Origin of the sequence: Polaromonas aquatica, from assembly GCF_050626995.1 — a bacterium.
Classification (GTDB): Bacteria; Pseudomonadota; Gammaproteobacteria; order Burkholderiales; family Burkholderiaceae_C; genus Polaromonas; species Polaromonas aquatica_A.
This window is the reverse complement of sequence record NZ_CP192467.1, coordinates 2,219,823-2,234,215: the sequence shown is the minus strand read 5'-3', so window position 1 is coordinate 2,234,215 and position 14,393 is coordinate 2,219,823. Positions and strand designations below refer to the sequence as shown.

The following is a 14,393-nucleotide window of genomic DNA, read 5'->3' as shown; positions in this document are numbered from 1 at the left end:
CTTCCTCCACGTCGCTGGGCCTGGAGGTGAGCGGCCTGCGCGTGGTGTATGACGGCTTTGTCGCGGTCGCGGATACATCCTTCACCGTGAACCCCGGCGAAAGCTTCGGCATCGTCGGCGAGTCGGGCTCGGGCAAGTCCACCGTGCTGCGCGCCATCTGCGGCCTGGCGCCCCGCACGACAGGTGCTGTCAAATTGCTGGGCCAGGACAGCGCGCCCGGCAGCAAGGCTTTCAGGCGGCAGGTGCAGATGGTGTTCCAGGACCCGTACGGATCGCTGCACCCGCGCCACACGGTAGACCGCATCCTGGCCGAGCCATTGGCCATTCATGGCATCGACGACGCGGAAGTGCGCATCGAACGTGCGCTCGAAGAAGTCGGCCTGGGAACCGGTTTCCGGTTTCGCTACCCGCACCAGCTCTCGGGCGGGCAGCGCCAGCGCATTGCGATTGCGCGCGCCCTGATCCTGGAGCCGCAGATTTTGTTGCTGGACGAACCCACCTCGGCGCTCGATGCTTCGGTGCAGGCGGAGGTGCTCAACCTGCTCGAAGAGCTGCGCCGGCGGCGCGGCCTCACTTTCGTGATGGTGAGCCACGACCTGGCTGTTGTCACGCATCTATGCGAGAGGCTGATGGTGATGCAGCGCGGCCAGACGGTGGAGATGGTGCCTTCAGCTGATCTTGCGGCGCATAAAGTCACCAACGCCTATACGCTGAGCCTGATGGAGGCCTCCACCGGCTTCAAGCGCCGTGCGGCCGAGGCACCGGTCGTCATGTAACCGTTACCGCGCGTGGCTGGCGCGCCGGCAGGCTGCGTGCTTTAATTTCTCCTCTAAACACCGATGCCGTCACCATGATCCACTGGGAAGCCCACGCCTGCCTGCCGCTGCACCCGGCGGCTGATTTCTCGCCGATGGACGACCTGCGCGCCGCGGGCGTCAACTACGTCTCCATCAACGTCGGCATGGACATGAACCCGGTGGCGCAAATCATGTCGGTGATTGCCGCCTTTCGCGCCCGCATCGCGGCCGACCCAAAGCGCTACCGGCTGGTCTCAAGCGTGGCCGAAATCCGCGAAGCCGCGGCGGCAGGCCAGCTCGCCATCGGCTTTGACCTGGAGGGCGCGATGCCGCTGCTGGAGCGGCCCGAGATGGTCGCTCTTTACCACCACCTCGGCGTGCGGCAGATCCACTTCGCCTACAACCGCAACAACAGTGTGGCCGACGGCTGCCACGACGAGGCACGCGGCCTCACGCCGCTGGGCGTACGCATGGTGCAGGCCGTGAATGAGGCAGGCCTCCTGATGGACTGCTCACACACCGGCCGCCGCTGCAGCCTGGACATCATGGCCGCCTCGTCAAAACCCGTGATCTTCAGCCATGCCAACCCGCTGGCGCTGGTCGAACACGGGCGAAACATCACCGACGAGCAGATCAGGGCCTGCGCAGCCACCGGCGGGGTGGTGTGCGTCTCGGGCGTCTCCGCTTTCCTGGGCACCCGCACTCCCACGGCGGACGACATGGCGCGGCACGTGGCTTATGTAGCGAGCCTGGTCGGAGCCCAGCACGCGGGCATAGGCCTGGACATCAGCTTCCGTCAGGACGAACTCAACGACAACCCGCCCGGCGACTACGACCCAACGTACTGGTGGCCCAAAGCGGCGGGCTACGACCGCGCCGTGCAGCGCATGACCTACACGCCGGTCGAGACCTGGAAGCTCCTGCCCGAAGCGCTGCGCCGTGTGGGCATGAGCGCGGCCGAAGTCGAAGGCGTGATGGGTGACAATATGATGCGTGTCGCCGGCGCCGCCTGGCCGAACGACTGAACATTCCGCAACAACCGGTAGTTACCCATGTCCTCCATCACCCTCCGATTCCTGGCCGAACCCAGCACCGTCAATTTCGGCGGAAAAGTACACGGCGGCACCGTCATGAAGTGGATTGACGAGGCCGGCTACGCCTGCGCCACCAGCTGGGCCAAACGTTATTGCGTCACTGTGTCGGTGGGCAGCATCCGCTTTCAGCGCCCCATCATGATTGGTGACCTCGTGGAAGTGCAGGCACGCCTGGCCTACACCGGCAACACCAGCATGAACATCGCCGTGGAAGTGCGCGCCGGCGACATGAAAGTGGGCCAGATGGAAGTCATTACCGAATGCCTGGTGGTGTTTGTCGCGGTGGACCTGGACGGCAAAGCGCTGCCCGTCGAAGCGTGGCAGCCCGAGACACCCGGTGACATCGCACTGGCGCAGCGCGTGAAGTCGCACCTGGATGCCGCTCGCGCCATGCAGCTGGGCTGACTCCGCGTCTTGCACAGATGCAGCCCAATGCCCTGACCGGCCGCGACCTGGCGGCCGCACTGGTGGTGGTCGTCCTGTGGGGCGTCAATTTTGTGGTGATGAAGTTCGCCCTGCGCGACTTCACGCCTTTTCAGCTGGGTACGGCCCGCTACGTGTTTGCGGTCCTGCCGTTGGCCCTGCTGATTCGTCCACCCAAAATCGCCTGGAAATGGATAGTGCTTTACGGCCTCTTTCAGGGCGTGGGCCAGTTCGGTGTCCTGTTTCTTGCGCTCAAGGTAGGCATGACAGCGGCGCTGGCCTCGGTGCTGCAGCAGACCCAGGTGTTCTGGACGGCACTCTTCGGTTTTGTGTTGCTGCATGAGCGCGCCAGCCGGCCGTTGCAGGCAGGCCTGGTGTTGGCCGCCGTGGGCCTGGCCTGTTTTGCACTCAACTACATGGGCACAGATGGCGCCGGCGCCACCACCCCGCTGGGGTTTGTGCTGACGCTGTGCGCAGCGGCGATGTGGGCCATGTCCAACATCGTGGCGCGGCGCGTGCAGCAGACTTACAGTGATTATTCGCCGCTGGCCTTTGTGGTCTGGAGCAGCCTGGTGGCGATACTGCCCTTTGCCGCCCTGTCCTGGGCCTTCGATCCTGCGGCGGTGCGCTGGCACTGGATGGAAGCGCGTGCCTCCAGTTGGGCCGCTGTGGCCTACCTCGGCTGGGCGGCCACCATTTTGGGCTACAGCCTGTGGACCAACCTGCTCAAGCGCCACCCGGCCAACCGCGTCGCGCCCTTCAGCCTGGGTGTGCCGGTCGTCGGCCTGGCCACCGGCATGCTGGTGCTGGGCGAAGTCGTCACGCCCTGGCAGTGGGCCGGCACTGCGCTGGTGGTGGCGGCGCTGGGCTGCGTGATGCTGGGCGGGCTGGTGTTCAGGCCGCGTCCGCAACAGACCTGACGCCTACGAACCTGTTTACGGTCTGGGGTTCTTCCCGCCGCCAAACCAGGCCGCCAGCAGCTCCAGCGTGTGGCGCACCTTGGCCGGCTGCTCGCCGCGCCGCGGCGTCACAGCGTAGACCGGAACATCCGACATGCGCCAGCCCGGCAGTATCGGCAGCAAGCGGCCTTCGGCCATCGCTTTGCGGTCGTCTTCACTCACGCCCATGCTGATGCCCCAGCCGGCCATGGCCAGCGCATGCAGCGCCGTGACCTGCGAGGCCTGCACCCGGCCTTCCAGCCTCAGGGTTTCTCGCTCGCCGGACGGGCCCTGCAGCTCCAGCATGTCCGGGCCGCTGCCATTGGGTTTGCTGGCCAGCCAGTCGTGGCGCAGCAAATCCTGCGGCGCCGCGGGCCAGCCACGTTCGGCCAGGTAGGCCGGCGAAGCGCAGAGCTGGCGCGTCATATCGCCCAGCTTGCGTGCTACCAGGCTGGAGTCGGCAAGCTCGCCCACGCGCACCGCGATATCCACGCGTTCGCCGATCAGGTCAACCAGCTTGTCGTCCAGCAGCAGGCGCAGCGTGAGCCGGGGGTAGCTGCGCAGCGGCGCCAGCGCCGCCGCCAACAGGCCGCCAAAGCCGGCCGGCGCGGCCAGGCGCAGCTCGCCTTCAGGCTCGTCGCGCAGCCGCACCAGCGCCTGCTCCGCCGAGCGCGCAGCCGCCACCATGGCAGCGCAACCGCCGTGGTAGCGCTCACCCGCCTCCGTCAACGTCAGGCGCCGCGTTGACCGGTGCAGCAGGGCCAGGCCGAGCGACTGTTCAAGCTGCCGCAAATGCTGGCTCACAGCTGAAGGTGTCATGTCCAGTTGCCGTGCAGCCGCGGTCAGGGATCCCTTGGCAACCACCTCGGCAAAAATCGCCATGCGCTTGAGCTGGTCCATGGATTTATCACTCATTGATTAGCCCTACTTCATAGTGTTAGCCAATTTTGACCTCTATTCAGCGTGTTGTGAAGCGGGCAAACTACAGGCTTCTTCAATTCCCCAGGAGTTTTCATGAACATCGCATTGATCGGCGCCACAGGTTTTGTCGGTGCGCCCATTCTTTCCGAGCTGCTGAGCCGAGGCCACCAGGTCACGGTGCTGACCCGCAACCTCGGCAAGATCGCACTGCAAAAAAGCCTGACCTTGGCCGCCGCGGACGCGTTGCATGCTGACCAGGTCGCCAGGGCCGTGGCGGGCCACGATGCCGTTATCAGTGCCTACAACCCGGGCTGGAATGAGCCAAAGATTCATGACCTGCACCTGCAGGCCAGCAAAGCCATCGTCGACGGTGTCAAGCAGGCGGGTGTCAAACGCCTGCTTGTGGTGGGCGGCGCTGGCAGCCTGTATGTGGCGCCCGGCCTGCAGCTGGTGGACACGCCCCAATTCCCCGCTGAATACAAGCAGGGTGCGCTGGCAGCACGTGAGGCACTGAACCAGCTCAAGCTCGAAACCTCGCTGGACTGGAGCTTTGTCTCGCCTCCTATTGGCCTGGCGCCTGGCGAACGCACGGGCAAGTACCGCCTGGGGGCAGACGACCTGCTGCCCGGCCAAGGCGACACGCCGGCCGGTATTTCGGTAGCCGACCTCGCCGTGGCCATCGTGGACGAGATCGAGAATGCGCGCCACGTGCGGCGCCGGTTCACGGTTGCCAACTGAGGTCAAATTGGTCCATGGCCCAACCTTTATGGGCGCCAGAAGCTATTAAAAAGATAGCAACCGAAGCGCCCGGCCATGGCCCGGCGGTGGGCCCGGCCGGTGACCGGCATTTGCGGCGATGTCTGACACCGGCCCACGGTGGCCGCGGCTAATGTAGTGGCATGAAAGGATCCCGCACCATCATGTCCACTTCACCTTCCAACCCGCTGTCCCGCCTGCTGCATGACTGCCACGCCTGGGACAAAAGCCGCGACAGCTTTCCCGGCGAGCACTGGCTGGTTTTTGGCGCCGGTGTGGCGTTGCTGCTGGCATCGGGCCGGAGTTCATCACCGCTCAAGCGGGCGCTTGGATCGATGGCTGGAAGTGCGCTGCTTTATCGGGCCGCGAGCGGGCGAGATGGGGTGGCGAAGCTGGTGGCGTATTTGCCTGCTGCAAAGGGGTTGCTTCGTATTGGGCGGTAGGTTGTTCCCAGTGTTCACTTAGACTTGGCACCGCTTTTTTTGCTGAAAACTGCAGGCCTGGCCAAGGTACTCAGCCTATTTCAAGGCTTCGCCCCGAGCCGCCTCCAATACATCCCGAGTCTTCACCGCCTCCCGCCGTGCAGTCTCCGCAAAATCATCCCCGGAAGAAGCGTAAATGATCGCGCGCGATGAGTTCACGATGATGGGCGCCCCGGCGCGCCAACCAGCCTTGACAGTGGCCACCGCATCGCCCCCCTGAGCCCCCACACCGGGAATCAGCAAGGGCAAGCTAGGCGCTACCGAACGTACACGTTCGATCTCAGCCGGGTATGTCGCACCCACGACCAACCCCAACTGTCCATTGAGGTTCCATGGACCTTGCGCCAGCCGCGCCACATGCTCGTACAGCAGCGGCTGGCCTTCAATCGAGGCGAAGCGCTGGTTCTGCAAATCGTCCCCCCCGGGGTTCGAGGTACGGCACAGCAGGAAAGCACCTTTGCCTTCGTACTGCAAATACGGCGCCACCGAATCAAATCCCATGAAGGGCGAAAGTGTCACTGCGTCGGCACCGTAGCGTTCAAACGCTTCCTTCGCATATTGCTCTGCGGTGGAGCCGATGTCGCCGCGCTTGGCGTCCAGGATGATGGGCACGTGCGGCGCGACGCGGCGCATGTGTTCCATCAGGCGTTCGAGCTGGCCTTCGGCGCGGTGGGCGGCGAAGTAGGCGATCTGCGGCTTGAAGGAAATGACCAGGTCGGCGGTGGCATCAACAATCGCCGCGCAGAAATCGTAAATCTTGTTGGCGTCGCCCTTGAGCTTGCCGGGAAATTTGGTGGGCTCCGGGTCTAGGCCGACGCAGAGCATGGAATGGTTCTGGCGTTCTGCCGCGCCCAGCATGTCGAGGAAAGTCATGTCCCATTTTAAGCTCCCACGATCTTCGCAGCTTGCACCGTGCCCTGATGGGGATCCCCCTGTATGCCCAATGCGCGATTGTCTGCAGGACTACCTCGCCAGCGTTCTTACACGACGCAACAAAAAACAGGCGCTGGCGTCATCAACATTTCACAGTGAATTTTTACGATCACCGCATAACAAGTGCTGAGGTCGTGAGGTCGTTGTGAATCTGAGGTCGTTGTGAATTTGCGGATCAATCAAGGCGAGTGCCCGCTAGGGGTACCTCGCTCCAGGCTCGGCGCTGTGCCAGAGATGGTGTCTCCCCAAGGGCATGAATGGATAGGTCATGGCCCCGTCGTTTTGCGGGGCCTGGGGCGCAACTGGGCAGCGCTGGAGCGTTGGACATTTCAGCACCTTGCCCAGGTGGGCGGGGCCAGGCCCGTGACATTGGTGGTGGGGAATCGGGAGAAGTCCAGCACCCGGTTTGTGAAGTCCACACTCGATCGTTATGTGGCACAACTGGAACTCCAGACAGCCGCACAGGACGAGGGCTCGCATATCGGGTACCTCAAGGAGTTCGACCTGCTCAAGGAGATACCCTCATTGCGCCAGGACGTTCGGCAAGACGCGTTGTTTCCGCCGGGCAATATCGTCTCCAGCAGCGCGTGGATTGGGCCGCAGGGTGCGCACACAGGGCTGCACTACGACCTGCTGGACAACCTGGCGGTGCTTACGCGCGGAGTCAAACGTTTTTACCTGGCCCGCCCCGGTACCGTGGAGCACCTGGGTGCGCAGTCGCGGAAGCATGACCGCTGGGCCAAACTGGCAACGGTGGGCATGCGCGACCTGGCGCAAAGCAATGCACCACCAGACGCGCTGTTGGCTGTCGATCTGTATCCGGGTGATGCCATCTATGTGCCTCACGGTTGGTGGCATGAAGTAGTGAATCTGCAAGCCAGCATTTTTCTGAGCGGTTTTTTCGGCAGCAAAGCCCGCACCGCTGGATTGTGGCTGGCCACGGGTGCTGTGCAGCTGATGCATGACCTCCAGCCTTTTGGCACCCGCAATTGTTCCTGCCATGCAGGTGCCGCACACCCGCGACCAGCACCGGAAGTTCCGGGCCATCAATCCCTTTAACACCATCGAGTTTCGTTGCCCCATGACCGCCAAACAGACCATCAAAAAGCGCCGCTACATCACCCGCAACCTGCGTATTGGCGATATTCCGGCCTTGCTGGATCTGGAGCGCAAACAATGGACGCAAGAGCAGCAAGCCACGGCAGAAGACTTTCGATCACGCATTGCCGCGCATCCCGATTTGAGCGGGGGTGCGTTTTGTGCTGAAACGGGTGAATTGCTGGCGTCACTGTTTGGCAAGCCGACCACAGAGGCTGAGTGGGTCAACCCGGGCGATTGGCAAAAAAGTGCCGCGCTGGATGGCAGGGTGACCAAAGACAAATACGCATCACGCTGCCTGTTTGGCATCAGCCTGACCAGCGTGGACGCCGGTGCCGCCTTGCAGCTGATCGCCTTTAACTATCTGTATGCGGTGAAATGCGGTAACCGCGAAGTGTTTTTGGGTTCTCCGATGCCGGGGCTCAAGCGTTATTTGCAACGTAAGCCGGGTGCGTCAGTGGAAGCCTATGCAAGGGCTGCGCGGGCTGGCCTGCCGGTGGACCCGCAACTGCGCTACTACCACGGCAAGGGATTTTGTGAGGTCGTGGCCGTGCGTGAGAACTACTTCCCCCACGAAGCCTCGTGTGATTACGGCGCCATCCTGAAATCCAAAGTGCCGTATCCATGGCTGACACCGCTATTTCGCTGGATGCCCGTATCGGTACTGAGGTCGCTTGCAGCATTGGCCCCGCGCTATGCCATTCCGGAAGACGACGCAGCGTCCGCGCAGGCAGGATCTGCAGTTGAGCCAAAGGCGGCGTAACAGGTTCAACCCGTATTGCGCAGCCAGCCGCGCCGCGGCCAATGCCTGAGAACCTGAAGAACCCGTTCACGGCTTCAGAGAAGCCGCGAAGAGGCTCCTAGTTCGCTGGCGTGGCCGCACGCATGGCCAGGCACAAGTCGTCCCAGGCCTTGCCCTTGTCGGCCGGATTGCGCAGCAAATAAGTGGCGTCGTAGGTCACCACCATCCGGGCGCCATGCAGGGTGTGCAACTGGCCGCGTTGTTTGCCGAAAGCCTCCGTGGACTGCAACATGGCCTGCGCAGCCAGCCGGCCCATGACCAGCACGACATCGGGCTGCGCGCTGGCCACCAGGGCTGGCAGGGCTTCTGGCAGGCTGGTGCCCGGTCCGGAAGCCGCGTGCCTGACCAGCGGTGCCAGCAGCACCATGCCGGCCTTGTGCAGGCGCGCGGCGCGCAACATGTTGTCAAGCAGCTTGCCGGCATCGCCTTCAAAAGGATTGAAAGGCTCCCGCTGCAAAGCGGCAGCCGGTGTTTCGGCGAGCACCAGCCAGCGTGCCCCTTCGGCATGGGCGGCTTCGGCATACAGGGCTTGTACATCGCCCATGCGCCATGCGGCAGCCGTGCCGGATGGGGCAGCCTCGCGCGCCTCGGCCTGTGGGCGAGGCGGCGCAGGCGCGGGTCGCACGGAAGGTGCCGCTGCTCGCGGTGCCGCCGGCGCAGCGGGAACAGCGGGAACAGCGGGAACAGCGGGAACAGCGGATTTTCGATCAAATTCATCTGTAGCCGGAGCTGATATTGGTCCATCAGCTACCAAATTGGTAGCAGCAACCGCTTCAGGCGGAGCAGCAGCCGGCAGCCATACACGCACGCCCATTTCGCGCAACATGGCGCGCTGGCGCTTGTCGAGATCAAGGCTCATAGCGCCAGGCTCATGACGACCGCGTCTTCACGTGTGGAAGGGCCGTTCGGGTAATAGTTGCGGCGCGTGCCGACATGGCGAAAACCGTAGCGCTCGTAAATGGCCTTGGCCCGCACATTGCTGACGCGCACTTCCAGCCACAGCCACTGCGCACCCTGCCCCCGCGACCAGAGCGCCAGCGCGTCCAGCATGACGCGGGCCCACCCCTGGCGCTGGTGTTCCGGGGCCACGGTGATGTTGAGCAGGTGCACCTCGTCCACGCCTTTCATGGCCACGAAGTAGCCCAGCAGTTCAGCATCCGGCGGATTGCCGCCGGTGAGCAGTTGCGCCTGGTAGCCGGCATTGAGCGAGTCGATGAAGTTGCCCTGCGTCCATGGGTTGCCGTAGGCGGTTTTTTCCACCCGCACCACGGCCTCCAGCCATTGGGGCGTCATGGCTTCGAACCTGGCTTCGAGAGGCTTGAGGATGGCGTTCATGGAAGAGGTGGGGCGGCGGCCAGTTTGGCGGCCTTGACCTGGTCGCGCTCTTCGGTGGTAAGCGCTACTTTATCGCGAACATAGAGCGGCAGGGCAAGATCTGCGCTCACGCACAGCCCGGCGGCAGCCAGCTGCGGCGCCAGGCGCAGCATGGCGGCAGCTGTGGGCAGGGCTTCTGCCTGCGCAAACGCAGCGAGGCCAGCCGGCAGGCGCTCTGCGTACACCGCAAAAACGTTGCCTGCGAGCAAGCCAGCCGCTGCATCGGGTACCAGGTTTTCGGGCCGGACCAGTTCGCATTCGCCCAGCGTCTTGCAACACCCACTGCTGAAATCAAAGCCCTGCACATACATCTCGTCCATGCGGGCATCGAGCAGCGCGGTGATGCGCAAAGGCGCCGCGCCATCACCCTGGTGCTGAAAGCGCGCTTCTTCCGCCACAGCCATCAGCGTGTCGACAGGCAGCACGGAAATGCCTGCACCCCCGTTGGCGCCCAGCGCCAGGCCCTGTGCCACGGCGCAGGCTGTGCGCAGCCCGGTAAATGAGCCGGGACCTCGGCCGAACGCGATGGCGTCCAGTTCGCCCAGCGCCAGACCAGATTCGGCCAGCAGCGCCAGGATGGCAGGAATCAGGGTAGTTGAAGCCTGCGCACCGCCCGGGCCGCTGTGCTGCCACACGCGTGCGCCATCGGTCAGCGCCACGGACATGCGGTCGGTACTGGTGTCAAAAGCGAGGAATTTCACAAGTTCAGGCATTAAATCGGGCTCCAGCCCTTGTATATTGTGCGCGAGCAGCTATTAAATTCATAGCAACTCACCGATGTACCGGGGGTAGGGCTGGCGCGCAGCCCCTGATTATCCGCGCCAATGCCAACAAGCCCCTGGAAGCAGGATGAAAGGCTCGTGCCACGATAATCCTTCCATGATCCATGACTTGCTGCGCCCGTGCGCGCCGCGCACGACACGCACCGCGGTGGCGGCCTTGACCGCGATTGCCGCCCTGACCGCCCTGGCCGGCAACAAAGCCTTCGCACAAGCCGCCCGCTTGCCCGCCCCGATTGAAAAAGCCCTCTCGCGTGCCAAGGTGCCGCGTGACGCGGTGTCCATGCTGGTGGTCGACGCCGGTAACGGCAAGCCCGTGCCGCGCCTGAGCTGGCGCATCGACACGCCAATGAACCCAGCCTCCGTCATGAAGGTGGTCACCACGTATTCGGCCCTCGACGCACTGGGCCGCGACTTCACCTGGAAGACCAAGGTGATCCTGGACGGCGGCACATCGGGCGGGCTGCTCAACGGCAACCTGGTGGTGCAGGGCGGCGGCGACCCCAAGCTGGTGGTTGAGCGCCTGCAGGCCCTGCTGGCCCAGGTGCAGGCCGGTGGCGCGCGGGTGATTCGCGGCGACATCGTGCTGGACCGCAGCGCCTTCAGCGTGCCGCCCACCGACCCGGGCGAATTTGACGGCGAGCCGCTGCGGCCCTACAACGCCCGGCCCGATGCACTGCTGATCAACTTCAAGACCCTGGTGATGACTTTCACGCCGGACCTTCCCAGCGGCCGCGCGCTCGTACGCTACGAGCCCCCGCTGGCAGGCGTGCAGGTGGGCGCCAGCGTGCCGATGGTGCGCGTGGCGCGTTGCGGTGACTGGCGCAGCGAACTGCGCGCCAGCGTCGAGAACCCGGTCAACATTGAATTCCTCGGGACCTATTCGTCGGCCTGCGGCGAAAAAATCTGGCCCAGCGCTTATGCCGACCCCGCCAGTTTTGCCGCGCGCGCCATCGAAGGCTCATGGCGGCAACTGGGCGGCCTGCTGACCGGCACGGTGCGTGACGCCACCGCGGCCGAGCTGGCCATGCTGCGCAGCACAGGATCGCTCTCAGGTGAAAAACCCGCCGTGCGGTTTGAACACCAGTCGCCGTCCCTGCTGGAGGTGGTGCGCGACGTCAACAAATACTCGAACAACATCATGGCCCAACACCTTTTTTTGACGCTGGGACTGCAGGGCGGCCTGGGCCAACCCAAAACCGGCACGCTCGAATCGGCTCGCACCGCGCTGGCTGCCTGGTGGCGCAAAAGCCTGCCCGGCACCACACCGCCAGTGATGGACAACGGCTCCGGCCTGAGCCGCAGCGAACGCATCACCGCGGCCAGCCTCTCGGCCCTGCTGCAGCATGCCGCCAGGAGCCCGCTGGCTGCGGACCTGGCCGACTCATTGCCCGTGGCGGGTGTCGATGGCACTCTGCGGGAGCGCGGCAAAAGCGTTGCGGGCCTGGCCTTCCTGAAGACAGGCTCGCTGCGCGATGTGACCGCCATTGCCGGTTATGCCAACGGCAACAGCGGTGCACGTTACATCGTGGTGGGGCTGGTCAACCATCCGAACGCACCAGCCGCGCGCCCGGCGCTCGATGCCCTGCTGGAATGGGCCGTGAAGGACGGCAAACTGTGAACATGAACACGGCAGATATTGTGGGTTTCCTGGCCGCCCTGCTCACCACGGCGAGCTTTGCGCCGCAAGCCTGGCTGACCTTTCGCAGCCGCGACGTGAGCGGTATCTCCCTGGCCATGTACAGCGCCTTCACGATTGGCGTGGCGCTGTGGCTGATCTACGGTGTGCTGGTGGGCGCCTGGCCCATCGTGCTGGCGAACGCGATCACGCTGGGCCTGGCGCTGGCCATCCTGGCCATGAAGCTGGCGTACGGCCGGGACGGCTGAACTCTCGCCGGGAGGCGGGCCAGTTATCCCTCTCGCCTGTGGACAAGGCTGTTGATGGCGGTGGGACTTGTCCACCAGAACGCCAACCGGCGCGGCATTGCGCCACAATGCCCGAAATTTGAGCAGACACCCGCAAACCCCGCAGACTGAACAGGAGCTCACGGCATGTCAACTTTGCATCCATCCGGCGCCGGCCAAACAACGGCTTATTGCGTGGTCCTCACCACCGTTTCAACAGCGCAGCAGGCAGACGATCTGGCGCGCCAGATCATCGAAGCGCGGCTGGGAGCTTGCGTGCAGATCGAAACGATCCGGAGTATTTACCGGTGGCAGGGTGCGTTGTGCGATGAACCAGAGCACCGCCTTTCGATCAAGACGCGGCAAGCGAAGTTTGCGGCGCTGGAGCAATTTATCCGGGTGCGCCACAGCTATGAAACGCCGGAGCTTGTGCAGATTCCCATCACTGCCGGATCGGCAGGCTATCTGCAGTGGCTCGAGGACGAAACGAATGGTGAAACGAGGGAGGACATGCAGGCGAAGCCCCCGGCGCCGGACCTGCGCTAGGACCTTGCTTCACGCACCGAAGCCGCCAGCAAGCCCAGGCCCAGGGTTCCAACCGCTACCGACGCCACACGGTTGGCAACGTTGCGCGTACGCGAGTACGCCGTGCGCACACGTTCACGCGAGAACAGGTAAGCCAGCAGCATGTGCCAGCACAGTGCGTTAAGCACAATCATCGCGACCGCAGCCGTTTGCAGCACGCCACTGGGCTCGGCCGGGAACGAAGCCGCAAAAACGCTGCCGAAAAAAAGCGCCGACTTCGGGTTGGTGATGTTGGTGAGAAAGCCCAGCCGGAACGCCGCCAGGGAAGACACGGTGGGACCGCTGTTGCCGAGTGCGGCGGCGCCTGAGCGCCAGAGCCGGCTCGCAACGTACAGCAGGTACAGGCCGCCGGCCACCTGCAACGCCAGACGCAGCCCGGGGAAAACCTGGAAGACGGCGTTGACCCCCAGCACTGCACACACCGACCAAATGGCAGCCCCGGCCGTCACACCCAGCGCCGCAAACACCGCGCTGCGCGCGCGGTCGCTGGCCGCCAGTTGCGACACCAGCAGCACATTGGCGCCGGGGCTCATCATGGCCGCGACGTGAAGAAACCAGATCGTGATGAGGATGGGGAGCATGGCATTGCCTTGTAATACGAAGAGGTCGCTATGCGTAGCCTACAGGCCCCTTCAAGCTCTGGCAATCACTCGGACTGGTACTTCACCGACTCATACCGCGCCTTGTCGGTCTGCCACTTCGCCACCTCTCCCATCCCCACATACATGCCGCTGGCAAGCAAAAAGGCGTATTCAACCTTGCGGTCATTCGACGGCTCCGCGGTGTAGGCACAGGACACCGCGAGATACTGCCCGCGCATCGAAGAATTCAGGTCCGATGCCGGCAACAGATCGGAGCCCACCTTGCATTTCGCTTGTTCGGTTAGCGTAAATTGTTTGTTGGAACTGTAAACTTGTCCATTCGCTTTGCTCTGTATCTCGGACTCCATTTGAATGCTGAACTCCATGCCCGGTGTGGGCTGGCACAGGTTGGAAGAATCCACCTCAAGCCGCGAAAGCCGGCGGCGCGTGGCCGACTGCAGGGACAAGCTGAAGTTAAGAGGCAAGAATGCGCCTCCGGCAGATGCGGCGGTGGCCATCGCAGAGTTACTCAGGCCCGCTGCTTCGCCAAGCACCGGGACCAGGCCGCAAAGACTCAAAGTCTGGTCGACACTTTTTGAGATCCCCCCCGGCCCCTGAAAGCTGGCAGTGGTTTGGACTTGCAACAGACCATCCTGCCGGAACGAAAAGAGTTGCTGCTGATGGGTATAGGCCAGCATGCCAAAGTTTCCCTTGTTGTCCAAAGTGAGGGTTTTGCTGAAAGAGATTACGCGGGATTGGGCAGGCTCCCGACTTACTTTGGAGGACAGTTCCGGGTAGAGCGCATCAGGAATGACCAAGGGCAAGTCAACCTGAACGTCCCTGCCAGGCGCGGCACAAGCGCCGAGCAGCGCCGTACAAATGATGATGAAGATGACTACTCTCATTGAGATCGTTCTTTCGGTAC

Annotated in this window: 18 protein-coding genes; 11 read left to right on the top strand and 7 right to left on the bottom strand. The window is 63.7% G+C overall.

Annotated features, from left to right (window positions below):
* The first annotated feature begins 14 nt into the window (after positions 1-14).
* The 4 genes from ACQ4MS_RS10620 (at position 15) to ACQ4MS_RS10605 (ending at position 3,234) form a co-directional block, all read left to right on the top strand.
* Entirely contained in the window at positions 15-776 is a 762-nt protein-coding gene (locus tag ACQ4MS_RS10620; protein WP_431099572.1) for an ABC transporter ATP-binding protein, read from the top strand.
* A gap of 74 nt (positions 777-850) precedes the next feature.
* On the top strand, positions 851-1,822 hold the full coding sequence (locus ACQ4MS_RS10615) for a dipeptidase (protein WP_431099469.1): 972 nt from the start codon (positions 851-853) through the stop codon (positions 1,820-1,822).
* 27 nt (positions 1,823-1,849) lie between these two features.
* Positions 1,850-2,296 (top strand): acyl-CoA thioesterase, encoded by a 447-nt coding sequence (locus tag ACQ4MS_RS10610; protein WP_431099468.1) that lies wholly within the window; start codon positions 1,850-1,852, stop codon positions 2,294-2,296.
* A 17-nt stretch (positions 2,297-2,313) separates the two neighbouring features.
* Positions 2,314-3,234 carry an EamA family transporter gene (locus tag ACQ4MS_RS10605; protein WP_431099467.1) on the top strand — a complete coding sequence of 307 codons (921 nt, stop codon included), beginning with the start codon at positions 2,314-2,316 and terminating at the stop codon, positions 3,232-3,234.
* Between the two features lie 15 nt (positions 3,235-3,249).
* On the opposite strand, the gene ACQ4MS_RS10600 is transcribed toward ACQ4MS_RS10605, so the two are convergent.
* A complete protein-coding gene (locus tag ACQ4MS_RS10600; protein ID WP_431099466.1) occupies positions 3,250-4,167 on the bottom strand; it encodes a LysR substrate-binding domain-containing protein in 918 nt (305 codons plus the stop codon).
* 99 nt (positions 4,168-4,266) lie between these two features.
* Here ACQ4MS_RS10600 and ACQ4MS_RS10595 point away from each other — a divergent pair, with 99 nt between their 5' ends.
* A complete protein-coding gene (locus ACQ4MS_RS10595) occupies positions 4,267-4,911 on the top strand; it encodes an NAD(P)-dependent oxidoreductase (protein WP_431099465.1) in 645 nt (214 codons plus the stop codon).
* Positions 4,912-5,093: 182 nt separating this feature from the next.
* Complete coding sequence (locus ACQ4MS_RS10590) at positions 5,094-5,372, top strand: hypothetical protein (RefSeq protein WP_431099464.1); 279 nt, start codon at positions 5,094-5,096, stop codon at positions 5,370-5,372.
* 75 nt (positions 5,373-5,447) lie between these two features.
* Here the strand turns inward: ACQ4MS_RS10590 and pyrF are convergent, their stop codons facing one another.
* Positions 5,448-6,284, bottom strand: coding sequence for an orotidine-5'-phosphate decarboxylase (gene pyrF / locus ACQ4MS_RS10585; protein ID WP_431099463.1), 837 nt, complete (start codon positions 6,282-6,284; stop codon positions 5,448-5,450).
* Positions 6,285-6,578: 294 nt separating this feature from the next.
* On the opposite strand from pyrF, the gene ACQ4MS_RS10580 reads away from it, so the two are divergent.
* A complete protein-coding gene (locus tag ACQ4MS_RS10580; protein ID WP_431099462.1) occupies positions 6,579-7,403 on the top strand; it encodes a cupin-like domain-containing protein in 825 nt (274 codons plus the stop codon).
* Positions 7,306-8,205 carry a hypothetical protein gene (locus tag ACQ4MS_RS10575; RefSeq protein ID WP_431099461.1) on the top strand — a complete coding sequence of 300 codons (900 nt, stop codon included), beginning with the start codon at positions 7,306-7,308 and terminating at the stop codon, positions 8,203-8,205. Before ACQ4MS_RS10580 ends, ACQ4MS_RS10575 begins: the two co-directional genes overlap by 98 nt.
* Positions 8,206-8,302: 97 nt before the next feature.
* On the opposite strand, the gene ACQ4MS_RS10570 is transcribed toward ACQ4MS_RS10575, so the two are convergent.
* Genes ACQ4MS_RS10570 through tsaB form a run of 3 tightly spaced genes read right to left on the bottom strand, consistent with a single transcriptional unit; the run spans position 8,303 to position 10,331 of the window.
* On the bottom strand, positions 8,303-9,103 hold the full coding sequence (locus ACQ4MS_RS10570; protein WP_431099460.1) for a uracil-DNA glycosylase family protein: 801 nt from the start codon (positions 9,101-9,103) through the stop codon (positions 8,303-8,305).
* Positions 9,100-9,579, bottom strand: a complete 480-nt coding sequence (gene rimI / locus ACQ4MS_RS10565; protein ID WP_431099459.1) for a ribosomal protein S18-alanine N-acetyltransferase — start codon at positions 9,577-9,579, stop codon at positions 9,100-9,102. The genes ACQ4MS_RS10570 and rimI overlap by 4 nt, the downstream gene beginning before the upstream one ends.
* Positions 9,576-10,331, bottom strand: coding sequence for a tRNA (adenosine(37)-N6)-threonylcarbamoyltransferase complex dimerization subunit type 1 TsaB (tsaB, locus tag ACQ4MS_RS10560; protein WP_431099458.1), 756 nt, complete (start codon positions 10,329-10,331; stop codon positions 9,576-9,578). Before tsaB ends, rimI begins: the two co-directional genes overlap by 4 nt.
* Positions 10,332-10,497: 166 nt before the next feature.
* Between tsaB and dacB the strand changes: the two genes are divergently transcribed.
* From dacB to cutA, 3 genes are all read left to right on the top strand, one after another.
* Positions 10,498-12,018 carry a D-alanyl-D-alanine carboxypeptidase/D-alanyl-D-alanine endopeptidase gene (gene dacB / locus ACQ4MS_RS10555; protein WP_431099457.1) on the top strand — a complete coding sequence of 507 codons (1,521 nt, stop codon included), beginning with the start codon at positions 10,498-10,500 and terminating at the stop codon, positions 12,016-12,018.
* A 2-nt stretch (positions 12,019-12,020) separates the two neighbouring features.
* Positions 12,021-12,284, top strand: a complete 264-nt coding sequence (locus tag ACQ4MS_RS10550; protein ID WP_431099456.1) for a SemiSWEET transporter — start codon at positions 12,021-12,023, stop codon at positions 12,282-12,284.
* 165 nt (positions 12,285-12,449) lie between these two features.
* Entirely contained in the window at positions 12,450-12,848 is a 399-nt protein-coding gene (gene cutA, locus ACQ4MS_RS10545) for a divalent-cation tolerance protein CutA (protein WP_431099455.1), read from the top strand.
* On the opposite strand, the gene ACQ4MS_RS10540 is transcribed toward cutA, so the two are convergent.
* Both ACQ4MS_RS10540 and ACQ4MS_RS10535 read right to left on the bottom strand, forming a co-directional pair.
* On the bottom strand, positions 12,845-13,468 hold the full coding sequence (locus ACQ4MS_RS10540) for a LysE family transporter (protein ID WP_431099454.1): 624 nt from the start codon (positions 13,466-13,468) through the stop codon (positions 12,845-12,847). The two genes, cutA and ACQ4MS_RS10540, sit on opposite strands and share 4 nt — an antisense overlap.
* 65 nt (positions 13,469-13,533) lie before the next feature.
* Entirely contained in the window at positions 13,534-14,373 is an 840-nt protein-coding gene (locus ACQ4MS_RS10535) for a hypothetical protein (RefSeq protein WP_431099453.1), read from the bottom strand.
* Positions 14,374-14,393 lie beyond the last annotated feature (20 nt).